The following is a 23,489-nucleotide window of genomic DNA, read 5'->3' as shown; positions in this document are numbered from 1 at the left end:
CCGGCGTCGAACAATCGATGCTCAAAGCCGGCGATCGACCATGTGGTTTTCCAGGTCGCCCGCGTCATCCTCGCTGACGGTCCAGCCGCGCACCGACTCGCCGGCATGGTGCACCGCTTCGCGATCGCCGCTGACAAGATAATGCCAGTCGGGCAGCGGCTCGCCGTTCGCGCGCAGGCGATAGGCGCAGGTCGAGGGCAGCCAGTCGATCCGGTCGACGTTGCCGTTGGTGAGGCGCACGCACTCGCTGACATAGGCACGGCGATTACGATAGTTGGAGCATTGACCGCTGCGGCGGTCGAGCAGCCGGCACGCGACGTTGGTGGCGTAGAGTTCGCCCGTCTCGTCATCCTCCAGCTTGTGGAGGCAGCATTTGCCGCACCCGTCGCACAATGCCTCCCATTGCGCGCGGTCGAGCTTCGCGAGCGGCGTGTCCTCCCAGAAGCGCGCGCTCACGACACCCACTTCGCGATCTCGTCGACGATCGCCTGTGGCGGCGTCTCGGGCAGGAGCGCGAGCGGCTTGCCCGCCGGATCCATCAGGTAGATCTGGCGGCTGTGCTCCATTAGGTAGCCGTCCTTGTTCCCTTTTCCGCGTGCGAAGAAGATACCGTATTCCTTAGCGACGCGCGCGATCTCGTCGGGCGTCCCGGTCAAGCCGACCATGCGCGGGTGAAAGGCGGAGGTGAACTGCTTGAGCACCGCGGGCGTGTCACGCGCAGGGTCGACGCTGACGAAGATCGGCACGATGCGGCTGGCGAGCGACGGGTTCGACTTCTCCAGCAGCCGCATCGCCGCGCCGACGTTCTGCATGTCGGTCGGGCAGACGTCGGGGCAGAAGGTGTAACCGAAATACATGATGCGATAGCGCCCGGCGAAATCGCGGTCCGTCACGGTGCGGCCGTTCTGATCGGTCAGCGTGAACGGTCCGCCGATCCGCGCGCCGGCGAGCGGCGGCGTGGCGGGCGCCTGCTCGGGCTGCGACGAGCAGGACGACAGCGCCGCCGCGAACAGCGCAGCCGGGGCGAGTATCAGGCGGGGGATGTACATGGTGCGTCCAGCATTGATGGGTTATACATTGGGGAGCAAGTGCTGCTTCGCCAAGGCGTTGGCCGCATGTCCACCATCGTGCATCCAGTGAGGCCCATGTTTCGTTTCTTGCCCATACCCGCCGCCGCGATCACGCTGGCCGCTCCGGCTGCCGCGCAGCAGCAATCGGCGAGTTACAAGTTCCTGCAGGCGGTGCGTAGCGGTGACGGCAACACGGTGACGCAGCTGGTCGAGCAGCCCGGACAGCGGATCGTCAACACGCGTGACAGCTCGACCGGGGAGACGGCGCTGCACATCGTCGTCAAGCGCGGGGACGCGACCTACCTTCGCTATCTGTTGGCGAAGGGGGCGGATGCCAACATCCGCGACAATGCCGGCAATACGCCGATGATGCTGGCGGTGCAGGAGGGCGAGCCGGCGCTGATCGACATTCTGGCGCTGGTGAAGGCTAATGCCAATCTGGGCAATTCGGGTGGCGAGACCCCGCTGATCCGCGCGGTGCAGCGCCGTGACCTGGCGCTGGTCCGCTCGTTGCTCGCCGCGGGGGCCAACCCGGATCAGACCGACAATGTCGCGGGCATGTCGGCGCGCGATTACGCCAAGGCCGATCCACGCGCCGCGCCGATCCTGAAGGTCCTGTCGGCGACGCCGGCGACCAAGCCGCGGGCGGTGGCGGGGCCGACGCTGCGGTAGCTCACCCGCCGAATTGCATCGCCTCCGGGTCGCTCTGCGCAATCAGCCGCCGCGCGGCGCGACGCGCGAATGCGAGCGTACAGCGTTTGCGTACATGTGCTGGCAATGGCTCTGTCCGCGCCTCGCGCACGATCTCTGCATCGTAGCGGTCGGCAAAGATGACGCCGGTGCGATCGGGCAGGAACGCAGCGCCATCAATTGGTGAGGCATCGAACCCGGCGGGCACCGCCCAGTAGAACCGATCGCAATGCGGCAGGTAATCCTGCCATTTTCCGTCACCGAGCAGGTCGGCGCGCGACACCTTGATCTCGACGATGACGAGCTGCCCGCGCGCATCGACTGCCATCAGGTCGGCGCGCCGGCCTCCTTCAAGCGGCACTTCGTGAATGGTGACAAGATCGTGGCGCAGGAACATGCGCGTCACCCCGCGCGCGACATCGGCGGCACAGAGCGATGTGGCCGATTGATCCTGACAGGTGGCGGGCGGCTGCAACATGGCCCGATACCTAGAACATTGCGGGAACGCAGGCTAGTCGCCCGTGCGTCGCCTCAACGATAGAAGGTGTGGTTGCCGATCGAGGCGACCCGCACCAGCGAACGGCTGGGGGAGCGGCCAGCGTTAAAATACAGCGCCTTCGACGCATCGCTGTCCCAATCGTCGTTCATCGCGACCTTTGCCACCGCCATCGCGGTCCGCCAGCGCGCATTTTCCGCGACGTCGGGAATACGACCGCCACGCACGAAGGAAAATTGTCCCGGCTGCGTGACGACGCCGCACGCGCTCTTGGCAAACCTGCCAGAGTTGGCGCGATTGAGGATGACCTCGGCGACCGCGAGCTGGCCGCTCAGCGGTTCACCGCGCGCCTCGAAATAGATCGCGCCGGCAAGGCAGCGGAGCTGTTCGTCATCGCTGGCGGCGTCCTGCGCGGCGACCGCGGCGGCGAGCGTCGGATAGGCGACCTCGTCATCCTCGTCGGCGTCGGGTGCGAACGCCGGGTCCTGCGCGACCGCCGGCTGGGTGGGAAGTTGTTGAACGAAGTAGGAAACCGGGGGAACAGAGACGGGCGTCACCGGTTTGGAAGCTTGATCCTTCACGACGAGAGCAGGAGCTTCCGCGGCAAAGCTGGCGGTGCTGTGAAGAGCAAGACCGGCCAGGGAGATCAGGGTCGCTGCAACCGTTGCAGCGCGCTTCCGAAACGTCATTCATCGTCTACATTATGCGGTTGGTACACGAACGATGCGTGCTGCTCGCGTGCGAGAACACCACCGCCGGGATCCACCCGACTGCGTAACCGTCCGGCATCGCACACCGGCGCAGCACAACGCGTTTAGTTGATGTCCGCTCTCTTCCCGCGAAGCGTCAGCGCGTCAACAAACCAGGATCGTTTCAGCGGCGAACCGTTCGGCTTGCGCGATCATCAGTTCGACGACCCACAAATCCGGGTCGGAGGCGCGGCGTTTCTTCCAGTAATCGTCCATCGCCGCCCCATCGACATCGATCGGTCCGGCGGGAACGAGAGACTCGCGGTCGTCGAGATCGCGATATCGCTCAAGGCCACGCACCACGCGCCCTTCGTCGATCAGCAGCAGGATCGCACCGGTCTGCGCCTCGCCGCGCGCGCGCACGACAGCGAAGCCGCCGGCATCGTTGACCCGGCGCACCAGCGCACCCACCGCCAGATGGGTCGGAAGTCGTCCGCTCACGTCGCCGCGCCGTAGCCGGGCAGTCCGGCGAGCGCGATCCGCGACCGCATGAAGGTGCCGGTTCCGCGCGCGACCTCCTCGCCGTCCGACGCGATCAGGCGAGCCTCCGCGATGAAGACGCGGCGCTGCCCGCTGATCCAGCGTCCCTCGGCGACGACCGGACCTTCGCCGAGCGGCCGGGTCAGGTTGAGGCTGAACTGCGTGGTCAGCAGGAAACGATCGGTAACGAGGCTGTTGGCGGCGTAGAAAGCCGCGTCGTCGAGCATCTTGAAATAAGCGGTGCCATGGGCTGCCCCCGCGGCGTGGAAGTGACGCCGATCGACCGCGAAGCTGATCCGCGCGACTCCTGCTTCGGGCACCTCCAGTCGCGACTCGAACAGCCGATTGACCGGCGCCGCAGCATAGAGCGCTTCGAGTGCACGGAAGTGGGCGTCTGCTCCTTCAGGCAGCGTCACGTGTCTCATCCGTGGTGAGCAGCGCCCAGATTGCATCGCGTGAACCGGCACCCCGAAGCTTGGCGATCAGCGTGCGGTTCCGCACCAGCCGCGCGACCCGCGCGAGCGCCTTCAGGTGATCGGCACCGGCATTCGGCGGCGAAAACAGAACGAACATGAGGTCGACCGGCACATCATCGACCGCGCCAAAGTCGATCGGCTGCGCGAGCCGGATCGCGCCCGCGACGATGCGGTCAAGGGCGGTCAGGCGCGCGTGCGGGATCGCAACGCCGCCGCCGAACGCGGTCGAGCCGAGTTTCTCGCGCGCGGCGAGCGCATCGGTGATGACGCGCGCATCGGCCGACAGCACCGGCGCGGCGAGCGCGCCGATGTGCGTGAAGGGCGCCTTGCGGGTAGCGGCGGACACGTCCACCGCCACCAGCTCAGGCAGCAACAGGTCACTCAGATCCATGTGGCTGTGTGATCGGATCAACCGCCGCGCTGCGGCTCGACCCAGCCGATCGTGCCGTCGCCGCGACGATAGACCATGTTGTAGGCCCCCGTGCCCGCATTCTTGAACAGCAGCGCCTGGGTGTTGCGCAGGTCGAGCATCATCACCGCGTCAGACACGCTCGCATCGGGAACGTCGACGCGCGTTTCCGCGATGACGAGCGGCGCGTCATTCTCTTCCTCATCGGCGATCGACTCCGCAAATAGCGTGTAACCGGCATTGTCGTAGCCCGACCGCTCCTGCTCGGCCTCCGCCTCGACGTGCATCGCATGGCGGTCCTTCAGCCGACGCATGTAGCGGCGCAGCTGCTTCTCGATCTTCTCGGCCGCGCCATCGAAGGCGAGATGCGCGTCATGCGCCTCGTGCGCGCCCTTCAGCACCAGCCCGCGCATGACGTGCGAGACGATGTCGCAGCGGAACCCGACGTCGTGCGGCCCCTTGCCAAAGGTCACTTCGGCAGAGATCGCGCGCGCGAAATATTTGTCGGCGATACCCTGGAGGCGGTCCTCGACATGGCTCTTCAGCGCGTCGCCGATCGAAACCTGGTGACCATTGGTCCGGATATCCATTGTCTTCTCCTGTCACAGGGCCGAACGACCCTGCCATCCGCGCCAACCGGGCGCGACGGCCCCCTTTACGAAGAGCCCTCGATCGCTCCCCACAAAGGCTCCTTTATTCCGTTCACAAACGCTGCGTGCGCCGCCAGTTCCGCAGCACTGGCGCGAAAGACACGTGGGGCCCGCGCCTTGCGAGGCGCAGCCTCGACTATTTCGACCAGCTCCGGCGCGACCTCGCTGACGAGGCCGAGGCCGATCTGGCGTCCGCCGAGGAGCTCGACATAGACCTGCGCGAGCAGCTGCGCGTCGAGCAAGGCGCCGTGGAGCACGCGGTGCGAGCGATCGACGCCGTAGCGGCTGCACAAGGCGTCGAGCGTGTGCTTCGCGCCGGGATGCCGGCTGCGCGCGATCTGCAGCGTGTCGACCATCCGCGTGCGGCACACGGGTGCGCGGCCACAGCGTTCCAGCTCTCCGTTCAGAAACGAGAAGTCGAACCCGGCATTGTGCGCGATCAGCGGGCTGTCACCGATGAACTCGAGCAGCGCATCGACACCCGCGGTGAAGACAGGGAACTTCGACAGGAAATCGATCCTGAGTCCGTGCACCCGCGCCGCTTCCTCGGGCATGTCGCGTTCGGGATGGTAATAAGCGTGAAACGTCTGCCCGGTCTCGACCCGGTTGAACAATTCCACGCAGCCGATCTCTACCATCCGGTCGCCGCCGGCGAAGCTCAGGCCCGTGGTTTCGGTATCAAAGACAATCTCGCGCATGGGGAATCGGTTATCGTGCTTCGCCGCCTCGGAGGCAAGCGACGACGCGGGCCACGGCGGCGCGGGTCTCCTCAATCGAGATATCGGTCGCGATGACGAAATCGGCGCGCGCGCGCTTTTCCGCGTCGGGTGTCTGGCGTGCCACGATCGCGTCGAACTTCGCCGCGGTCATGCCGGGACGCTGGAGCGTGCGGGTGCGCTGAACGGCGGGCGCGGCGGACACGACGACGATACGGTTGACGCTGGCGTCGCCGCCGGTTTCGAACAACAACGGCACGTCGAAGACGACGATGGGCGCGCCTGCATGTGAGTCAAGGAACGCGGCACGCTCAACGCCGACGGCGGGATGGACGATCGCTTCCAGCGCCTTCATCGCGGCATCGTCGCGGAGCACGGCGGCGCCCAGCTTTGCGCGATCGACACCCCCTGCCCCGGTCGTACCGGGAAAGTGCGCCTCGATCGCGGTGACGAGCCGCCCGCCCGGCCCTTGCAGGCGGTGCACCTCGGCATCGGCGTCGAACACGGGGGCGCCGCAGTCGCGGAACATCTGCGCGACGGTCGACTTGCCCATACCGATCGATCCCGTCAGCCCGACGATCAAGGGCATACTCATGCGAGCAACCGTTCGCGCAGTTCCTCGTCATGATCGCGCGGCGCGGGCTGGCCAAAGAGCAGCTCGAACGCAAGCGCGGCCTGGCCGATCAGCATGTCGAGTCCATCGATCGTGTCGAGTCCGCGTTCGTGCGCCCGGGTCAGCAGTTCGGTCTCAATCGGCGCGTAGACGATGTCGTAGACGATCGCGTCGGCGGGAAGCGAGAGCAGGTCGAGCTCGAGCGGCGGCTGACCCGTCATGCCAAGCGTCGATGCGTTGACGAGCAAGGCGGCGGGCGGGAGCCTGGCGGTGAGCGGCAGCGCCTGTCCCTTCAACCCGAAGGTCGACAGCAGCGCGGCGCCCTTCAGCGGGGTACGGTTGAGCAGCGTGACCGGGCCGACGCCGACTTTCGACAATGCGAACAGGATCGCGCGCGCTGCGCCCCCCGCTCCCACCACGACGACGGGCTTGCCGGCGAGGTCGAGATCGGCGATCGGCGACAGGAAGCCCGCGGCGTCGGTGTTGGTCGCGGCGAGTCCATCGAGCGTGCGGAACACGGTGTTGGCCGCGCCGATCGAGCCGCGCACGTCGCCGGGATCGGGCACGTGGTCGAGCGTCGCGACCTTGTGCGGCACGGTCACGTTGCAGCCGCGCCAGTCGGGATCGGCGGCGCGATCCGCGAAATAGGCGGCGAGTTCACCGGCTGCGACGCGGGTCGCGCGGTAATCTGCGTCGATGCCGAGCTGACCTAGCCAGAAGCGGTGGATCAGCGGCGACTTGGAATGCGCGATCGGATCGCCGATCACCTCGGCATAAGGCTTGGTCATGAAAATCCTGATCCTTGGAAACTCACGCGAGCAGAACGCCGCGCTCGCGCAGATAGCCCAGCACCGGGAGCAGCGGCATACCAAGCACGGTGAACTGGCTTCCCTCGATCCGGCTGAACAATTGCGCGCCCGGCCCCTCGATGCGGTAGCAGCCGACACAGGCCGAGATCGCCGGCCACTCGGCGTCGAGATAAGCCTCGATGAACGCGTCCGACAACGGACGCACGAACATCCGCGCTGCCTCGACATGACGCCAGACGGGACGGCCGTTTTCCGCGATTACCGCCGCACTGACGAGATCGTGGCGCTTGCCCGACATCCGCGCGAGGTGATCGTGCGCGTCAGTACGGTCGCGGGGCTTGTCGAGGATCGTGCCGTCTTCGAGCACCACGAGTGAGTCCGAGCCGAGCACCAATCGTCCGGGATGGCGCGCGGACACCTTGAGCGCCTTCAACTCGGCCAGCGCGTCGGCGACGTCGCGCGGGGGTGCGCCGGTCATCGCGGCCTTGAGCGCCGCCTCGTCCGCATGCGCGGGTTCGGCGGTGAACGGCACGCCGGCGGCCGACAGCATGGCTGTGCGCGAGGCCGATTGCGAGGCGAGGATGATGCTCAAGGGATGATGCTCATGTGATTACAAGGTGACCCGAATCAGTCGTGTGCGTGCACCGCGCCGCCGCGGCGTTCGTTGCACAAGGAGATGATCGCGGCGGCGGTTTCCTCGATCGAGCGGCGGGTGACGTCGATCACGGGCCAGCCGTTATCGGCGAACATGCGCCGCGCGAATGCGATCTCGCGCGCGACGGCATCCCCGTTGACGTAATCGGTCTCGGGCGCCTGATTGAGCGACAGCAGTCGGTTGCGGCGGATCTGGATCAGCCGGTCGGCACTGGTGGTCAGGCCGACGACGAGCGGGTGCCTGAGCTGGTAGAGCAACGGCGGTGGCGGGCTTTCGACTACGACGGGGATGTTCGCGGTCTTGTAGCCGCGATTGGCGAGATAGATTGAGGTCGGAGTCTTCGACGAGCGGCTGACGCCCGCGAGCACGATGTCGGCTTCCTCCCACTCCTCCCACGCGATGCCGTCATCATGCGCGATGGTGAACTGGATCGCATCGACGCGCGCGAAATAGGCGGCGTCGAGCACATGCTGGCGGCCCGGCCGCGCCTTTGCCTGCTGTCCGAGCAGCCCCGACAGCGCGTCGTTGACAGGATCGAGCGGCGCGACGATCGGCAGGCCGAGCGCGTGGCAGCGTGCCTCGAGCGCGCGGCGCGTCTGCGGATTGACCAACGTGAAGATGACGAGACCGGGGTTTTGCGCAATCTCCTGCAGGATGCGGTCGAGATGCGCCTCGGTACGGACCATGGGCCAGAAATGCCTGACCGTTTCGACGTCGTCGTACTGCGCCAACGCCGCCTTGGCGATGTTCTCCAGCGTTTCGCCGGTCGAATCCGACAGCAGGTGGAGATGGAGACGCACCATCGCCGCGTTCAGGATCGAACTGTGGACAACATGGGGACAGGGGCTAGCGTAACTTGGCCGACCCGCCAAGCGGACGTACCGACTGTGGATGACGATGCGGTTGTCCACAATCCCGTCAACGCCGCGTCGTTTTATCCACAGCCTGTGAGTCGTGGTGGTGCTTGAATCGAATCAGAGGGGAATCGCGCCTGCGCTTGAGTCAATCTGTTGGCATTAGGTGTGCGAACGCATAATCCCCGGCCCCCACACGCCAACAACATCAACAACCTCATTCTAGATTCTTCTATTGAAGAAGGAGTGCCCGTTTGCCCGGCTCCAAACCCCTGCTCGCGGTTCTGAACGGAGCGATGCCCCCGCGGCCGCCGGTGTGGCTGATGCGTCAGGCCGGCCGCTATCTGCCCGAGTATCGCGCGCTGCGGGCCGAGAAGGGCGGGTTCCTCGCGCTTGCGACCGACCCGCAGGCGGCAGTGGAAGTGACGATGCAGCCGATCCGCCGCTTTGGCTTCGACGGCGCGATCCTGTTCTCCGACATCCTGATGGTGCCATGGGCGCTGGGACAGGAGCTGACGTTCGGCGTTGGTGAGGGCCCGCGGTTGGCACCGGCGCTGGTCGAGGCGGATCCGGACACGCTTACGCCAGACCTGACGCGGCTTGACCCGGTATACGAGACGGTCAGGCGGGTGGCGGCGATGCTGCCGGCAGAGACGACGTTCCTGGGGTTCGCGGGCTCGCCGTGGACGGTCGCGACCTACATGGTGGCGGGTGCTGGATCGAAGGATCAGGGTGGGACGCGGTTGCTTGCCTACCGCGATCCGGCTCGCTTCGCCGGGATCATCGACCGCGTCGTGGACCTCACGGTCGAGTATCTCTCGCGCCAGATCGAGGCGGGGGTCGAGGCGGTGCAGTTGTTCGACAGCTGGGCCGGATCGCTTAGCCCGGCACAATTCGAGGCTCACGTGATCCAGCCCAATCGCGCGATCGTCGATCGCCTGCGCGCGCGGCACCCGGGCGTGCCGATCATCGGCTTCCCCAAGGGTGCCGGTGCGAAGCTGGTCGACTATGCCGCCGGTGTCGCGCCCGATGCGATCGGGCTGGACGAGACGGTCGATCCGGCATGGGCGAATGCGGTGCTACCCGCCGGCATGCCGGTGCAGGGCAATCTCGATCCGCTGCTGCTGGAAGCGGGTGGCGACGCGCTCGACACGGGCGTTAGGCGGATCATCGACGCGTTGTCGGGGCGCCCCCACGTGTTCAATCTCGGGCATGGCATTGGGCAGCACACCCCGATCGCCCATGTCGAACGGCTGCTCGCCGTGTTAAGGAACTAGGCCATGGAACCGGGTTTTCTGGGTGCGACCTATCTGTGGGTCAAAGCGGCGCATCTGATCTTCGTGATCTTCTGGATGGCGGGGTTGTTCATGCTGCCGCGTTATCTGGTCTATCATCAGGAAGGGCTCGCCGCGCCCATGGAGGCTGCGCGCTGGACCGATCGCGAGAACAAGCTGCGCCGGATCATCCTGACCCCGGCGATGGTGATCGTTTGGGTGCTGGGCATCCTCCTGTCGATCAATGCGGGGTTGCTTGCAGGTGTGCCGGGGCTTGGCTGGCTCCATGCCAAGCTGCTGATCGTCGTGCTACTGTCGGGCTATCACGGCTGGGCGGTCAGTTATGCGAAGAAGCTGGCGCGCGGACGCCCGGCCGTGTCCAACAAGGCGCTGCGCATGATGAACGAGATACCCGCGCTCGCCGCCACGCTGATCGTCATCCTGGTGATCGTGAAGCCGTTCTGATCGGCGGCGAGCGCGCCGGCAGCGCATGCTTGACTTGGTGAGCGGCCAATCTTAGGTCGGTGTAACGGCTGAGGCGCGTCCGCGCTTTGCCGCCTCCCCAGCGTTTCCGCCAGCGATCTCCTTTCCGCCGGAACCAGCTTCTCCCTGTTTACCCGATCACATCGGACCGACGACCATGCACCTGAAAGATTTGAAGAAGAAGGCTCCTGCCGAGCTCGTCCAACTGGCCGAGGAGCTGGGCGTCGAGGGCGCCTCGACGCTGCGCAAGCAGGACCTGATGTTCGCGATCCTGAAGGTTCAGGCGGAGAACGGCGAGCAGATCATGGGCGAGGGCACGATCGAGGTGCTCACCGACGGGTTCGGGTTCCTGCGCTCGGCGCAGGCGAATTATCTTGCCGGCCCTGACGATATCTATGTCAGCCCGAACCAGGTGCGCAAACACGGGCTGCGCACCGGCGACACGGTCGAGGGCGAAATCCGCGGGCCGAAGGACGGCGAGCGCTATTTTGCGCTGGTGAAGATCACCCAGGTCAATTTTGAGGATCCCGAGCGCGTGCGCCAGCGCGTGAACTTCGACAATTTGACCCCGCTCTATCCCGAGGAGCGGCTAAAGCTCGAGATCGAGGACCCGACGATCAAGGACAAGTCGGGCCGCGTGCTCGACGTCGTCACCCCGCTCGGCAAGGGGCAGCGCTGCCTGATCGTCGCGCCGCCGCGCGTCGGCAAGACGATCATGATGCAGAACATCGCGCGCGCGATCTCGATCAACCATCCCGAGGTGTTCCTGCTCGTCCTGCTGATCGACGAGCGGCCCGAGGAAGTGACCGACATGCAGCGCACCGTCGTGGGCGAGGTCGTGTCCTCGACCTTCGACGAGCCCGCGACGCGCCACGTCCAGGTCGCCGAGATGGTGATCGAGAAAGCCAAGCGGTTGGTCGAGCACAAGAAGGATGTCGTCATCCTGCTCGACAACATCACGCGTCTGGGCCGTGCCTATAATACGGTGGTGCCGAGCTCGGGCAAGGTGCTGACCGGCGGTGTCGATGCGAACGCATTGCAGCGTCCGAAGCGCTTCTTCGGCGCGGCACGCAACATCGAGGAGGGTGGCAGCCTGACCATCATCTCGACCTCGCTGATCGACACCGGCAGCCGCATGGACGAGGTGATCTTCGAGGAGTTCAAGGGCACCGGCAATGCCGAGATCGTGCTCGACCGCAAGGTGGCGGACAAGCGCATCTTCCCGGCGATCGACGTCGGCAAGTCGGGCACGCGCAAGGAAGAGCTACTGGTCGACAAGGGGCAGCTATCCAAGATGTGGGTGCTGCGCCGTATCCTGATGCAGATGGGCACCGTCGACGCGATGGAGTTCCTGCTCGGCAAGATGAAGGACTCAAAGACCAACGCCGATTTCTTCGACAGCATGAATCAATAGCTGAGTGCGGCCCGCGCCACGCTGGCGCGGGATTTGCACCGGCTCGGCCGGCGGGTGCGTCGTAGAGCGCACCCGACCGACGACGCGGGCTTTGCCCGCGGCGCGCCCCCCGCCTCCCCCTTTGTGTCAAACCATGTCCAACGGGTTACGCTGCCGACTAGTGCGTATGCCCCGCTTGGCGCGCGGAGTGGTTCCGCTATGACGCAGCGATGAACCGGGAGCAGCCAGCGTGATCCTTGCCACCATCCTTTCCGCCGCGGCCGTCGCCGGACCGGGATCGCTGTCCGACATCTGGAGCCATGTCGTCGCAGACTTCTCCAACCTGTCCGATCCCGCCGCGCTGGCGGCATTCGGGCAGGTGCTGCTGATCGACTTGGTGCTGGCAGGCGACAATGCGATCGTCGTCGGCGCGCTGGCGGCGGGACTGCCCGCGGCGGACCGGCGCAAGGTAATCGGCATCGGGATCGGCGCGGCGCTGGTGCTGCGCATCTTCTTCGCGCTGATCGTCACGTGGTTGATGGGGATCGTCGGACTGATCTTCGCCGGCGGGTTGCTGCTGCTGTGGGTCAGCTGGAAGTTCTGGCGCGAGATTCGCGAGGGCGGCGCACACGAGGCGGACGAGCAGGCGGGGATCAGGCCGGCGCGGAGCTTCGCCGCTGCTGCCTGGGCGGTGGCGGTCGCCGACGTGTCGATGAGCCTCGACAACGTGCTGGCGGTTGCGGGCGCGGCGCGTGAGCATCCGGGTATCCTGGTGATCGGCCTGTTGCTGTCGGTGGCGCTGATGGGATTGGCGGCGAACTTCATCGCGCGGATCATCAACAAGCATCGCTGGATCGCGTACATCGGCTTGGCCGTGATCGTGTTCGTCGCGAGCAAGATGATCTACGAAGGTTGGACTGGGACGGCGGATACAGCGGGGATCATCTCGCTGTTCTGAGCAGCGCACGGGATCGCTCCGGGTTCACGACGCGTTCAATGCCGCTGTGCCAATTGGCGGTATCTCGCAAACATCGGAGCGTTCGATCGTGAAAGCCTTTCTGCCACTCGCCGTGCTCGTCGCAACGTCGGTCCCCGCCGCGGCGCGGAGCGGCGATCTGGCGGCGGTCCAGCGCCACCTGCAATCGGTCAACACCATGACGGCCGCGTTCAGCCAGACCGATCGTAACGGGCAGGTGCTGACCGGCACGCTGACGCTGAAGAAGCCGGGCAAGATCCGGTTCCAATACCAGAAGGGCGTACCGATCCTGATCGTCGGGGACGGCAAGGCGCTGACCTTCATCGATTATTCGGTGCGGCAGGTGCAGCGCTGGCCGATCGGCAACTCGCCGTTGGGCGTGCTGCTCGATCCCAACAAGGACATCTCGCGCTTCGCCAAGGTGGTGCCGAGTGGCGATCCGCGCGTCGTCTCGGTTGACGGATATGACGCCAAGCACCCCGAATATGGCCGCATCAATTTGGTGTTCGCGCGCGATGCGAGTGCACCGGCAGGGTTGATGCTGCAAGGCTGGGTGCAGCTCGATGCACAGGGCAATCGCACGACGATCCGGTTGTCGAACCAGAAGTTCAATGCGCCGGTAAGCGACGGAACGTTCCGCTGGAACGATCCACGGAGGCAGGGACGCTCCGGCTGAACGGGACCGGGGCGGTTCGTTCATCTGAGCGACAGGCGTCCGGGCCTAGAAGGTGACCCGCGGACGTGGAGCGCACCGGGGATTTTTCCCCCTGTTGCCCCGGGCATTCACGGTCCCGCCTGCGTGACGAACGCCAGGTCGGCCCTCGCTCCTTGCCCCCGGAGCGGGGGCCATTCTGCGAATGGACCAGCAAACTGGTCCATGAGCACGGCCCGCGAGCCAACGGCTCGTCCGACGACGCGGGCTCCGCCCGCGACGCTATTCCCCGAGAAGACGCCTCGATTGCCCCTCCCCTTGGCAGTCCCCTGCCCGCGGCGCTACACGCCCACGCGTGAAGATCGTGTCGTGGAACATCAATTCGGTGCGCTTTCGCATCGACATCGTCGAACGGTTCCTGCGTGAGGCGCAGCCTGACGTGCTGTGTCTGCAGGAAACAAAGGTGGTCGACGCAGACTTCCCGGTCGATGCGTTCCGCGCGCTTGGCTACGATCACGTGCTGCTGCACGGACAGCGGATGCATCACGGTGTCGCGATCATCGCGCGTGTGCCGGTGGTGGAGGATGACCGGCTCGACTGGCAGGCGAACAAGGAAGCGCGGCACCTGGGCGTGCGGCTGCCGAACGGCGTGCGGCTGGAGAATGTCTACGTGCCCGCCGGCGGCGACGTGCCCGATCGCACGGTCAATCCGAAATTCGGGCAGAAGCTCGACTTTGTCGAACGCATGACGCGCTGGTCGGAAACACTCGACGCGCCGACGATCCTGACCGGCGACTTCAACATCGCCCCCCTGCCCGCCGACGTGTGGAGCCACAAGGCGCTGCTGAAGGTCGTCAGCCATACGCCGGTCGAGGTCGAGGCGCTTGATACGCTCAAGGCGTCGAACACGTGGGTCGATCTTGGCCGCCACTTCCACCCCGCGCCCGCCCGATTGCACACCTGGTGGAGCTACCGCTCGCCCGACTGGACGAAGAACGATCGCGGACGGCGGCTCGATCACATGTGGGCGACTGCCGACGTCGCTGCGCAGGCAAAAGCGCACACGGTATTCGAGGATTGCCGCAGCTGGTTGAAGCCGAGCGATCACGTGCCGATCATGACCGAGTTTGACTGGTGAGTGCGCGCGCTACCGCGAGGGCGATCGACGCGCTGCGTCGCGGCTGGCCGATCGAACTGCGTGCGCCGGGCGAGGAAGCGTTGACGCTGCTCGCGATCGAGACCGCGGATGAGTGGCGGCTGCGGGCCTTTGCGCCGGATGATTATGGCTTGCTGATCTCGAGCGGTCGGGCCGAGACGCTTAAGCTCCTCAACCAGCGCGCGGCGGGCGATCCCGACCAGCCGGTGTTGATCGAGCGCGCGCCGTGGTTTGACATGGCACTGGCGACCGCGATTGCCGATCCGCAACGTGACCTGGCGACACCGATGAAGGGGCCGTTCCGCACGCTCGAGAACGAGCGGCCGGTTGCAACTGCGGCGGCGCTGCAACTGGCGCGGATTGCGGGGTTGCTGCCGGCGTTCTTCACCGGTGGCGTCGATCCGGAAGTAACGATCGCGCCTGAGGATATCGCGGCGCACGAGGATGCCGCGCGGCTGTCGATCGCGGTGCGTGCCAGGTTGCCGGTCGAGGGTGCGGAGGATGCCGAGATCGTCGCGTTCCGTTCGCCCGAGAGCGCAGACGAGCATATCGCGCTGATCGTCGGTGCGCCGAACGGGCGTGCGCCGGTGGTGCGGCTGCATAGTGAGTGTCTGACCGGTGACGTGCTCGGCAGCCTGAAATGCGACTGCGGGCCGCAGCTTCACGCCGCGATCCATGCGATCGAGGAAAGCGGCTGGGGTATCCTGCTGTACCTGAGACAGGAGGGACGCGGGATCGGGTTGATCAACAAGCTTCGCGCCTATGCCTTGCAGGACCAGGGGTTCGACACCGTTGATGCCAATATGCGGCTTGGCTTCGCGATCGATGCGCGCGACTTCGGCGTTGCGGCGCGGATGCTGACGCTGCTGGGGCAACGTGAGGTGCGATTGCTGACCAACAATCCCGCGAAGGTTGCCGGACTTGAAGCGGCAGGCGTGCGCGTGATCGAGCGTGTGCCGCATTTCCTGCCGACCAACCGGCACAACGAACGCTATCTCGCGACCAAGCGCGACCGGACCGGTCATCAGCTCTGATCCGCTGATCGTCGTGTTCGGCGCCGCGGTGCGCGCCGACGGGCAACCGAGTGGCGCGCTTGCCGGCCGGATCGCGCTAGCGCGGCAACTGGCGAGGCGATGGCCAGAGGCGATCGTGTTCTGCTCGGGTGCAGTCGGGGACGAAGGGCCGTCAGAGGCATCGGTGATCGCGCGGGGCTTGCGCGACACGGTGATTGCCGGACGATTGGTGCTCGACGAGGAAAGCCGCGACACCTTGCAGACTGCACGCGCCGCAGCCGACTATGCGCGGGCGAACGGGATCGCACGGTGCGTGGCGTGCACCGACAATTGGCACCAGCCGCGCGCGCGTATGCTGTTACGTCTGTTCGGCGTGGCGAGCAGCCCGGTGCGGCTCGATCATGGCCACCGTCCGCTCAGGCGACGCGTACGCGCCTACGCACGCGAGGCGCTCGCCCTGCCCTATGATGCGATGGCCGGCTCCTGGGCGCGGCTCAGGCGATCAGGGCGCTGACCTCGTCGAAGTCGTGCGCGACTCCGTCGACGCCGATTGCGCGCAGCCGGTCGGCATGACCGGCCGCGCAATGCGTGCCCGCGACCAGCCCGATGACATAGCCGCCGCTCGCCACCGCGCCGGTCGCGCCGACCGGTGAGTCCTCCAGGATCGCGCAACGTTCGATCGGTACGCCGAGCCGCTCGGCACCGTAAAGGTATAGATCGGGGGCAGGCTTGCCGCGCGTGACATGCTCCGCACCCGAGTAGACGTGCTCGGCGAATACGTCGCCGAGGCCCAGACGCGCGAGATGCGCGTGAAGCCAGCGCGTGCCGCTCGACGACACAACCGCCTTGGGCAGATCGGCCGGCAGGCTGCGCACGAACGCGACCGCGCCGGCGACCTCCTCGATCCCCTCGGCGATGCAGCGCGCATCCTCGCCGGCGCGTGCGGTGTGGAAGCTGTCGGGCAGCGGCCCGCCGATCCAGCGCTCGACCGCGCCGCGGAAATCCGCACCCGACAGGCCCATAAAATTCGCCATCGACTGTTCGGGCGTGGTCGGGTGACCGATGTCGGTCAGGAACGCGGCGATCTGACGATTGCCCGCCGCCTCGCTTTCAATCAGGACGCCGTCGAAGTCGAACAGGAGGCCTGCGAACCTCATGCGCGGTGGCCGAACAATGCGGAGCCGACCCGGACGTGCGTGGCGCCGAGCGTCACGGCGGTCTCGTAATCGTCCGACATGCCCATGCTCAGCCCAGCCACGCCGTGATCGCGCGCCAGCTTGGCCAGCAGCGCGAAATAGGGTGCGGCCTCAAGCCCGGCGGGCGGCAGGCACATCAACCCGGCGACCGGAAGATCGGCCGCGCGTGCCTCCGTCAGCAGCGCCGGCAGCTCGGCGATCGCACAACCGCCCTTTTGCAGCTCGTCGCCGATGTTGACCTGAATGAAGCAGTCCGGCTGGCGATCCTCCTGCTCCATCGCGCGGGCGAGCGCGGTGACAAGCGACGGACGGTCGACGACGTGGATCGCATCGGCGAGGCGGACCGCGTCGCGCGCCTTGTTCGACTGGAGCTGTCCGATCAGGTGGAGCCGCGTGCCGGGATAGGCGTCGCGTAACGCGGGCCATTTCGCCTCGGCCTCCTGCACGCGGTTTTCACCAAAGTCGCGCTGACCTGCCGCGAGCAGCGGCTCGATCGCGGTGGCCGGGTGCGTCTTCGATACCGCGATCAGCGTGAGGTCACCACGCTTGCGGCGCGCGAGCGTGGCAGCCTTGTCGATCCGCGTGCGGATGTCGATCAGGCGCTCGGCAGGCGGGCGATCATCGCTGACGCGCGGCGTGGGACGTGGGACAAGCGAGGGTTCGTCGAAGGGCATTGCGCGCTATAGGCGGCGCGATGGTGACCCGCCAGCCTCGACGCCCGCGCGCGGGCATGCCGCGCCTGCCGACGCGGTGGCTGATGACCGACGAGCGGATGGGCAAGGACTTGTGGCGTGCGCTTCTCAGGCTGCCGCGCGGTGGCGGCGTGGTGTTCCGGCATTATACGCTACCCGCGGACGAACGGCGGCGGCTGTTCGCGCGCATCCGGCGGATCACGCGCTCGCGTGGGCTGATGTTGATCCGCGCGGGAACGATGCGGATGGCCGGCGAGCAGGGCGTGCATGCGCAGCGTGGTGGCGGATGGGTCACCTGGCCGGTCCACTCTATCGCCGAGGCACGGCAGGCGAGGCGGGTCGGAGCGGTCGCCGTGTTCGTTTCGCCGGTGTTCGCGACGCGATCACATCCCGGTGCATCGACCTTGGGTGCTCGGAGGGCACGCTTGATCGGCGCGGTCGCGGGCGCTCCCCCGATTGCACTAGGTGGGATCGATGAGGTGCATTTCGCAAGGCTGGCAGGTTTTCAGGGATATGCTGCGATCGACGCCTGGATGGCGTAACCCGATCAATCAGAAGCGGAAGGCGGTGCCTACGTAGACCGCCTGGCTGTCGTGGCGATCGTCCTCGCGCCGGACCAGCCGCTCGCGCTCGCTCTTGTAGCGCATGCCCGCGGTCAGATCGATGTTGCGCGTCAGCGAGTACGAGCCGCCTAGGTCGAGCGAGTAGCTTGGCCGCTCGGCGATCAGGCTGGGCGTGCCGGCAAGCGCACGATCGGCGGTGGCGCGAAGCTGCCCGGTGATGGCACTGCCTGCGTAGCTGACCGACACGTCGGACGACTCGCGACCGCCCGGCGTCGCGCCGAGATCGACCTTTGCCATGTCGCCGGCGACCGCGAAGCGCTTCCAGCCGACCGCAACACCCAGGTTGTACGCGATCGGCGCCAGACCGACCGCCTGGCTGGGTGCGATCGCGGCAAGACGGCTGTTGTCGCGCATCGGTGCGAGCGTCGAGCGCGCACGGACCGCAACCGTCACCGAGCGGCTGCCGGAGCGCGACTCGGACGGCGTAAAGCTGAACCCGCTGGCATCGAGCCCGCTGCGGGCGAACAAGGCCGCGAGCTTCGGATCGGCGGCAGCAGGGGTAAAGGTGCCCGCGACGCGCGGCGCGACGAAACGCTTGACCGTGCGCGGCGCTGTCTCGGCCGCCCCGAACGCGGGCGCGACGGCAAAGGCGAGCGCGGCTGCCGCAACCCCCATGCTGCCAGCAATGACCCGACGTGCGTTCACGACTCGAATACCCCTCAACGGCGATCTACGCCGCTCCCGAGAAGCGGCGTAGCAGCTTTAGGTTCCAAGTCCATCAGCCACGCGATCGAATGCGCCCGAGTGTTGCGCAGACAGCACAATCGACGCGTGCTTGCCGCGCCCAGATGGTGAGGATAGAGACGGGACAAGCGGTGCGCCTGCCTGGTGGCGCGTGTTTTTGCCAAGGATCCTGCCATGTTTCGCCGTTCGCGTGTCGCATTGGGCCTCTGCGCTGCCCTTGTCATCGCTGGATGCAGCCACGGGGGCAAGCGCCCGACCGCCGATCTCGCCGCGTCGAAGGTGACGACGATCGGCGTCAACAGCTATCTGTGGCGCGCGACGCTCGATGCGTTGAGCTTCATGCCGCTGCTGCAGACCGATTCGAATGGCGGCGTCGTCGTGACCGACTGGTACGTCAATCCGCAGCTGCCGACCGAGCGGATGAAGGTGACGGTGTCGATCCTCGACCAGGACCTGCGCGCCGATGCGGTCCGCGTGGCGGCGCTGCGTGAAGTCAATCGCGGCGGGCAGTGGGTGACCGCGCCGGTGGCAGCGGCGACGACGCAGAAGCTGGAGGACATCATCCTGACCAAGGCGCGCGACCTGCGCCGCGGGTCGGTGACGGGCTGAGCGATCGATACGCATGGCTTCCCGGTTCAATGCCCTGAAGGCGGACGCGCACTGGCAACAGGTGTGGGACGAGCGCCGCACCTTCGCTGCCGACGATCATAGTGCCAAGCCCAAGAGCTACGTGCTCGAGATGTTCCCCTATCCGTCAGGGAAGATCCACATGGGGCATGTGCGGAACTATACGATGGGCGACGTGCTGGCGCGCTATCGCCGCATGACGGGGCACGAGGTGCTTCACCCGATGGGGTGGGACGCGTTCGGGATGCCGGCCGAGAATGCCGCGATGGAGAAGGGCGTCCACCCGGGCAACTGGACGCGCGCCAACATCGCGACGATGAAGGCACAGCTGAAGCGGCTCGGCTTTGCGCTCGATTGGTCGCGAGAGCTGGCGACGTGCGAGCCCGATTATTACGGGCATGAGCAGGCGCTGTTCCTAGAGTTCTACAAGGCGGGGCTCGTCTATCGCAAGGAATCGGCGGTCAATTGGGACCCGGTCGACATGACCGTGCTTGCCAACGAGCAGGTGATCGACGGGCGCGGCTGGCGCTCGGGCGCGCTGGTCGAGAAGCGCAAGCTGTCGCAGTGGTTCCTGAAGATCACGCACTTCGCCGACGAACTGCTCGACGGACTCGGCAGCCTGGAGCATTGGCCCGACAAGGTCCGGCTGATGCAGGAGAACTGGATTGGCCGCAGCCGCGGCCTCCAGTTCCGGTTCGCGCTGTCGAACGGCGGCAGCGTCGAGGTGTTCACGACGCGGCCCGACACGATCTACGGCGCCAGCTTCGTCGCGGTAGCGGCGGATCACCCGATCGCGCAGGCGCTTGCGGCCGACAACGCCGACGCCGCTGCCTTTATCGAGCACTGCAAGCAGGGCGGCACGACCGCGGCGGAGCTGGAAACGCAGGAGAAGCTCGGCTTCGACACTGGGCTGACTGCGGCGCATCCGCTCGGCGCGGGTGAGCTGCCGGTCTACATCGCCAATTTTGTGCTGATGGAATATGGCACTGGCGCGGTGTTCGGCGTGCCCGCGCACGACCAGCGCGATTTCGAGTTCGCGACCAAATACCGGCTGCCGATCCGCCGCGTGGTGGCGGACGGCGAGCGGACAGGTGCGACGTTCGACGATGACGCCGCCTATACCGGCCCAGGCGTGCTGGTGAACTCGCGCGAGTTGGACGGCATGAACGTCGAGGACGCTAAGCGCGCGGTGATCGCGCGGGCCGAGGAAGCGGGCTGGGGCGAGGGGACGACAGTCTATCGCCTGCGCGACTGGGGCGTCAGCCGCCAGCGCTATTGGGGCACGCCGATCCCGATCATCCACTGCGACGCGTGCGGCGAGGTGCCGGTCCCGCGCGCGCAACTGCCGGTGGTGCTGCCCGAGGACGTCAGCTTCGACGTGCCGGGCAACCCGCTCGATCGCCATCCGACGTGGAAGCATGTCGCCTGTCCGTCATGCGGCGCCGACGCGCGACGTGATACCGATACGCTCGACACCTTTGCGGATTCGTCGTGGTACTTCATCCGCTTCGCCAGTGCGCCCGACGACAGGCCGTTCGACCCGGATGTCGCGGCATCGTGGCTGCCGGTCGGTCAGTATATCGGCGGGGTAGAACACGCGATCCTGCATCTGCTTTACGCGCGCTTCTGGACACGTGCGTTGCGCCATGTCGGGATGCTCGACGTGGCGGAGCCGTTCACCGGGCTGTTCACGCAGGGCATGGTGACGCATGAGACCTACCGGCTCGACATTGCCGACCACGATGGTCCGCCAAGCGGATTGTGGGTATCGCCGACCGACCTGACGGTGGGCGAGGGCGGAGCACTCTCGTTCGAGACGCCAGATGGGGCATCGATCCCGATCATCCGTGGTCGCGTCGAGAAGATGTCCAAGTCGAAGAAGAACACCGTCGATCCCGAGCCGATCGTCGATCAGTACGGCGCCGATGCGGTACGCTGGTTCATGCTGTCCGACTCGCCGCCCGAGCGCGACTTGGAGTGGAGCGAAAATGGCATCGAAGGCTCATGGCGCTTCGTCCAGCGGCTGTGGCGGCTAGTCGATGCCGAGGCGCAGCCGAGTGACGCGACCGACATAGCGCTTGATCGAAAGCTGCATCAGGCGATCGCAGGCATCGCCGCCGATATCGAGGCATTGTCGTTCAACAAGGCGGTGGCGAAGCTGTACGAGCTCACCAGTGCGATCGAGAAGGCGCCGCCGTCCACGTCGCGTGGCAATGCCGTCGACACGTTGCTCCGGCTGGTCGCGCCGATGGTGCCGCATCTGGCCGAAGAGGCATGGGCTGGCCGTGGCAACGCCGGCCTTGTTGCCGATGCCGCTTGGCCCGAGGTGGACCCAGCGTTGCTGGTTGATGACGAGGTGACGATTGCGGTTCAGGTCAACGGCAAGCTGCGCGACACGCTGGTAATGGCGAAGGGTGCGACGAAGGACGTGGTCGAAGCGGCGGCGCTCGCGAGCGAGAAGGTCGCACGCGCGATCGAGGGCAAGGTGCCGCGTAAGGTCATCGTCGTGCCCGATCGCCTCGTGAACATCGTCGCATGATGCGGCTGGCTCCACTCACCGTGCTGATGTCGACAATGCTGCTGGGCGGTTGCGGATTGCAGCCGCTATACTCCGGGGGCAGCAATGGCCCGGTGTCGCGCGCGATCGGGCAGGTTTCGGTCGATCCGATCGAGGGCAAGGCGGGCTGGCTGATGACCAACGCGCTGAACGATCGGCTTGGCGCAGTGTCGGGCGGTGGGGCGCCTTACCGCTTGGTCGTGAAGCTCGACGATCAGATCCGTGGCCTGGGCGTCCGCCGCGACAACAGCGTTACGCGTGAGCGGCGGACGTTGCGCGCGCGCTATCAGCTGATCGACTCCGCGCAAGGCACGGTGGTGCTCGATCAGACGGCGGGGTCGGATGTCGGCATCGACGTGGTGCAGAGCGACTATGCGGTCGTGGCGGCGGAGAATACCGCGCTTGAGCGATTGTCCGTCATGCTCGCCGATCAGATTGTCGCGCGGCTGGCACTTTACGCGAGGCGTCGCGCGCAGCCGCAGCCGTGAAGGCGAGCCAGGCGCAGCTGATCGCGGCGCTCGACCGGGGCGGCGGCGATATACGCCTGTTTTTGCTTCACGGACCGGATGAAGCGGGCGCACTCGCATTTGCGGCGCGCCTTGCACGCGCCATGGGCGATGGTGTCGAGCGGGTTGATTTGGAACCCGGTCAGTTGCGCAGCGATCCAGCCAAGCTGGCCGACGAGGCTGCCTCGATGTCGCTGTTCGGTGAGCGGCGTTTCATTCGCGTGGCGGGCGCGGGCGAGGAGAGCGGCGACGCAGTCGAGGCGCTGCTGGAGGCGCCGAGCGCGGGCAATCCCGTCATCATCACCGCGCCGACGATCAAGGCGACCGGCCGCCTGGTCAAGCTGGCGCTCGCCGCTGACCGCGCGATGAGCTTTGCCTGCTATCCGCCCGAGGGTAACAACGCCGAGAGCCTAGTGACGAGTATGGCGCGCGAGCAAGGCTTGCGTCTGGGCGCAGGGGTAGCGGCACGGATCGTGCGGGCGAGTGACGGCGACCGCGCGATCATGGCGTCGGAGGTCGAGAAACTGGCGCTTTATCTTGATGCAGGCGTAGACCATCCACGTGACGCAAGTGCAGCCGATCTGGCGGAGATCGGCGCAGACTTGGACGAAGGCGAGATTAGTCCGATCGTCGAGGCCGTGATCGCGGGTGATGCGCCAGCGCTGATCGCGGCACTGCGTCCGATGCAGGGGAGTGATGCATCACCGATCCCGTGGTTACGCGCGCTGGCGCGACGGTTGGCGAACCTTGCCGAGATGCGTACCGCGGTCGATGCCGGGGAGGGCGCAGGACAGGTCGTAAAGCGCTTCCGCGTGTTCTGGCGTGAGGAAGGGGCAACCATCGCTGCTTTGCAGCGCTGGAACGTGCACCGACTGACCCGCGCGCTCGATATAGTCCGCGAAACCGAGCGCGAGGTGATGGCGCGTGGGGCAGCCGGCCGGACGATCGCCGACCAGCAGTTGCTGACACTCACTCGGCGGCGCTGAGCGC

30 protein-coding genes are annotated in these 23,489 nt (G+C 66.5%); 14 read left to right on the top strand and 16 right to left on the bottom strand.

Annotated features, from left to right (window positions below):
• Window positions 1–21: 21 nt before the first annotated feature.
• Both SMN802W_RS0102685 and SMN802W_RS0102680 read right to left on the bottom strand, forming a co-directional pair.
• Window positions 22–456 (bottom strand): YcgN family cysteine cluster protein, encoded by a 435-nt coding sequence (locus tag SMN802W_RS0102685; RefSeq protein WP_443208574.1) that lies wholly within the window; start codon window positions 454–456, stop codon window positions 22–24.
• Complete coding sequence (locus tag SMN802W_RS0102680; protein WP_019515345.1) at window positions 453–1,049, bottom strand: SCO family protein; 597 nt, start codon at window positions 1,047–1,049, stop codon at window positions 453–455. Before SMN802W_RS0102680 ends, SMN802W_RS0102685 begins: the two co-directional genes overlap by 4 nt.
• Before the next feature lie 96 nt (window positions 1,050–1,145).
• Here SMN802W_RS0102680 and SMN802W_RS0102675 point away from each other — a divergent pair, with 96 nt between their 5' ends.
• Window positions 1,146–1,742 (top strand): ankyrin repeat domain-containing protein, encoded by a 597-nt coding sequence (locus SMN802W_RS0102675; RefSeq protein ID WP_019515344.1) that lies wholly within the window; start codon window positions 1,146–1,148, stop codon window positions 1,740–1,742.
• A 1-nt stretch (window position 1,743) separates the two neighbouring features.
• Here the strand turns inward: SMN802W_RS0102675 and SMN802W_RS0102670 are convergent, their stop codons facing one another.
• From SMN802W_RS0102670 to SMN802W_RS0102620, 11 genes are all read right to left on the bottom strand, one after another.
• A complete protein-coding gene (locus SMN802W_RS0102670; RefSeq protein WP_019515343.1) occupies window positions 1,744–2,238 on the bottom strand; it encodes an MmcB family DNA repair protein in 495 nt (164 codons plus the stop codon).
• A 53-nt stretch (window positions 2,239–2,291) separates the two neighbouring features.
• Window positions 2,292–2,813, bottom strand: coding sequence for a cell wall hydrolase (locus SMN802W_RS0102665; RefSeq protein WP_019515342.1), 522 nt, complete (start codon window positions 2,811–2,813; stop codon window positions 2,292–2,294).
• A 297-nt stretch (window positions 2,814–3,110) separates the two neighbouring features.
• Window positions 3,111–3,446 (bottom strand): DUF1491 family protein, encoded by a 336-nt coding sequence (locus SMN802W_RS0102660; protein ID WP_019515341.1) that lies wholly within the window; start codon window positions 3,444–3,446, stop codon window positions 3,111–3,113.
• Window positions 3,443–3,910, bottom strand: a complete 468-nt coding sequence (locus SMN802W_RS0102655; protein WP_037522962.1) for a PaaI family thioesterase — start codon at window positions 3,908–3,910, stop codon at window positions 3,443–3,445. The genes SMN802W_RS0102660 and SMN802W_RS0102655 overlap by 4 nt, the downstream gene beginning before the upstream one ends.
• The gene (locus tag SMN802W_RS0102650; protein ID WP_019515339.1) at window positions 3,888–4,352 is read right to left on the bottom strand and encodes a PTS sugar transporter subunit IIA; all 465 of its coding nucleotides are present in this window, start codon (window positions 4,350–4,352) and stop codon (window positions 3,888–3,890) included. Before SMN802W_RS0102650 ends, SMN802W_RS0102655 begins: the two co-directional genes overlap by 23 nt.
• A 17-nt stretch (window positions 4,353–4,369) precedes the next feature.
• Entirely contained in the window at window positions 4,370–4,960 is a 591-nt protein-coding gene (gene hpf / locus SMN802W_RS0102645; RefSeq protein ID WP_019515338.1) for a ribosome hibernation-promoting factor, HPF/YfiA family, read from the bottom strand.
• 65 nt (window positions 4,961–5,025) lie between these two features.
• Window positions 5,026–5,718 carry a DNA polymerase III subunit epsilon gene (dnaQ, locus tag SMN802W_RS0102640; RefSeq protein WP_019515337.1) on the bottom strand — a complete coding sequence of 231 codons (693 nt, stop codon included), beginning with the start codon at window positions 5,716–5,718 and terminating at the stop codon, window positions 5,026–5,028.
• A gap of 10 nt (window positions 5,719–5,728) precedes the next feature.
• Window positions 5,729–6,331: a dephospho-CoA kinase gene (gene coaE / locus SMN802W_RS0102635; RefSeq protein WP_019515336.1), complete on the bottom strand. Its 603-nt coding sequence runs from the start codon at window positions 6,329–6,331 to the stop codon at window positions 5,729–5,731.
• Entirely contained in the window at window positions 6,328–7,137 is an 810-nt protein-coding gene (locus SMN802W_RS0102630; RefSeq protein WP_019515335.1) for a shikimate dehydrogenase family protein, read from the bottom strand. Before SMN802W_RS0102630 ends, coaE begins: the two co-directional genes overlap by 4 nt.
• Before the next feature lie 22 nt (window positions 7,138–7,159).
• Complete coding sequence (locus SMN802W_RS0102625; RefSeq protein WP_019515334.1) at window positions 7,160–7,750, bottom strand: Maf family protein; 591 nt, start codon at window positions 7,748–7,750, stop codon at window positions 7,160–7,162.
• Between the two features lie 35 nt (window positions 7,751–7,785).
• Complete coding sequence (locus SMN802W_RS0102620) at window positions 7,786–8,616, bottom strand: pyruvate, water dikinase regulatory protein (RefSeq protein WP_019515333.1); 831 nt, start codon at window positions 8,614–8,616, stop codon at window positions 7,786–7,788.
• A 305-nt stretch (window positions 8,617–8,921) separates the two neighbouring features.
• On the opposite strand from SMN802W_RS0102620, the gene hemE reads away from it, so the two are divergent.
• From hemE to SMN802W_RS16240, 8 genes are all read left to right on the top strand, one after another.
• Window positions 8,922–9,944 carry a uroporphyrinogen decarboxylase gene (gene hemE, locus SMN802W_RS0102615; protein ID WP_026325661.1) on the top strand — a complete coding sequence of 341 codons (1,023 nt, stop codon included), beginning with the start codon at window positions 8,922–8,924 and terminating at the stop codon, window positions 9,942–9,944.
• A 3-nt stretch (window positions 9,945–9,947) separates the two neighbouring features.
• Window positions 9,948–10,406 carry a CopD family protein gene (locus SMN802W_RS0102610; protein ID WP_019515331.1) on the top strand — a complete coding sequence of 153 codons (459 nt, stop codon included), beginning with the start codon at window positions 9,948–9,950 and terminating at the stop codon, window positions 10,404–10,406.
• Window positions 10,407–10,581: 175 nt separating this feature from the next.
• Window positions 10,582–11,838 (top strand): transcription termination factor Rho, encoded by a 1,257-nt coding sequence (gene rho, locus SMN802W_RS0102605; protein WP_019515330.1) that lies wholly within the window; start codon window positions 10,582–10,584, stop codon window positions 11,836–11,838.
• Between the two features lie 229 nt (window positions 11,839–12,067).
• Window positions 12,068–12,775: a YjbE family putative metal transport protein gene (locus SMN802W_RS0102600; RefSeq protein WP_019515329.1), complete on the top strand. Its 708-nt coding sequence runs from the start codon at window positions 12,068–12,070 to the stop codon at window positions 12,773–12,775.
• A gap of 88 nt (window positions 12,776–12,863) precedes the next feature.
• The gene (locus tag SMN802W_RS0102595; protein ID WP_019515328.1) at window positions 12,864–13,469 is read left to right on the top strand and encodes an outer-membrane lipoprotein carrier protein LolA; all 606 of its coding nucleotides are present in this window, start codon (window positions 12,864–12,866) and stop codon (window positions 13,467–13,469) included.
• Window positions 13,470–13,800: 331 nt separating this feature from the next.
• On the top strand, window positions 13,801–14,583 hold the full coding sequence (locus SMN802W_RS0102590) for an exodeoxyribonuclease III (protein WP_019515327.1): 783 nt from the start codon (window positions 13,801–13,803) through the stop codon (window positions 14,581–14,583).
• A complete protein-coding gene (ribA, locus tag SMN802W_RS0102585) occupies window positions 14,580–15,635 on the top strand; it encodes a GTP cyclohydrolase II (protein ID WP_019515326.1) in 1,056 nt (351 codons plus the stop codon). Before SMN802W_RS0102590 ends, ribA begins: the two co-directional genes overlap by 4 nt.
• A gap of 13 nt (window positions 15,636–15,648) precedes the next feature.
• Complete coding sequence (locus tag SMN802W_RS16240; protein WP_019515325.1) at window positions 15,649–16,128, top strand: YdcF family protein; 480 nt, start codon at window positions 15,649–15,651, stop codon at window positions 16,126–16,128.
• Here SMN802W_RS16240 and SMN802W_RS0102575 read toward each other — a convergent pair.
• On the bottom strand, window positions 16,109–16,771 hold the full coding sequence (locus SMN802W_RS0102575; RefSeq protein ID WP_019515324.1) for an HAD family hydrolase: 663 nt from the start codon (window positions 16,769–16,771) through the stop codon (window positions 16,109–16,111). The genes SMN802W_RS16240 and SMN802W_RS0102575 overlap by 20 nt on opposite strands.
• On the bottom strand, window positions 16,768–17,484 hold the full coding sequence (locus SMN802W_RS0102570) for a YggS family pyridoxal phosphate-dependent enzyme (protein ID WP_019515323.1): 717 nt from the start codon (window positions 17,482–17,484) through the stop codon (window positions 16,768–16,770). Before SMN802W_RS0102570 ends, SMN802W_RS0102575 begins: the two co-directional genes overlap by 4 nt.
• 23 nt (window positions 17,485–17,507) lie before the next feature.
• Between SMN802W_RS0102570 and SMN802W_RS0102565 the strand changes: the two genes are divergently transcribed.
• Window positions 17,508–18,044 (top strand): thiamine phosphate synthase, encoded by a 537-nt coding sequence (locus SMN802W_RS0102565; RefSeq protein ID WP_238560087.1) that lies wholly within the window; start codon window positions 17,508–17,510, stop codon window positions 18,042–18,044.
• Between the two features lie 9 nt (window positions 18,045–18,053).
• Here the strand turns inward: SMN802W_RS0102565 and SMN802W_RS0102560 are convergent, their stop codons facing one another.
• Window positions 18,054–18,770, bottom strand: coding sequence for a hypothetical protein (locus SMN802W_RS0102560; RefSeq protein ID WP_338010590.1), 717 nt, complete (start codon window positions 18,768–18,770; stop codon window positions 18,054–18,056).
• 213 nt (window positions 18,771–18,983) lie between these two features.
• Here SMN802W_RS0102560 and SMN802W_RS0102555 point away from each other — a divergent pair, with 213 nt between their 5' ends.
• From SMN802W_RS0102555 to holA, 4 genes are read left to right on the top strand one after another with little or no spacing between them, the layout of a single operon-like run.
• On the top strand, window positions 18,984–19,418 hold the full coding sequence (locus tag SMN802W_RS0102555) for a DUF3576 domain-containing protein (protein ID WP_019515320.1): 435 nt from the start codon (window positions 18,984–18,986) through the stop codon (window positions 19,416–19,418).
• 13 nt (window positions 19,419–19,431) lie between these two features.
• On the top strand, window positions 19,432–21,975 hold the full coding sequence (gene leuS / locus SMN802W_RS0102550) for a leucine--tRNA ligase (RefSeq protein WP_019515319.1): 2,544 nt from the start codon (window positions 19,432–19,434) through the stop codon (window positions 21,973–21,975).
• On the top strand, window positions 21,972–22,481 hold the full coding sequence (lptE, locus tag SMN802W_RS0102545; RefSeq protein WP_019515318.1) for an LPS assembly lipoprotein LptE: 510 nt from the start codon (window positions 21,972–21,974) through the stop codon (window positions 22,479–22,481). The genes leuS and lptE overlap by 4 nt, the downstream gene beginning before the upstream one ends.
• A complete protein-coding gene (gene holA, locus SMN802W_RS0102540; RefSeq protein WP_019515317.1) occupies window positions 22,478–23,485 on the top strand; it encodes a DNA polymerase III subunit delta in 1,008 nt (335 codons plus the stop codon). The genes lptE and holA overlap by 4 nt, the downstream gene beginning before the upstream one ends.
• The last annotated feature ends 4 nt before the right edge of the window (window positions 23,486–23,489 follow it).

Source organism: Sphingomonas sp. Mn802worker (assembly GCF_000382485.1).
Taxonomy (GTDB): domain Bacteria; phylum Pseudomonadota; class Alphaproteobacteria; order Sphingomonadales; family Sphingomonadaceae; genus Sphingomonas.
Note: the sequence above shows the minus strand (reverse complement) of the source record. Positions and strands in the feature narration are given on the sequence as shown.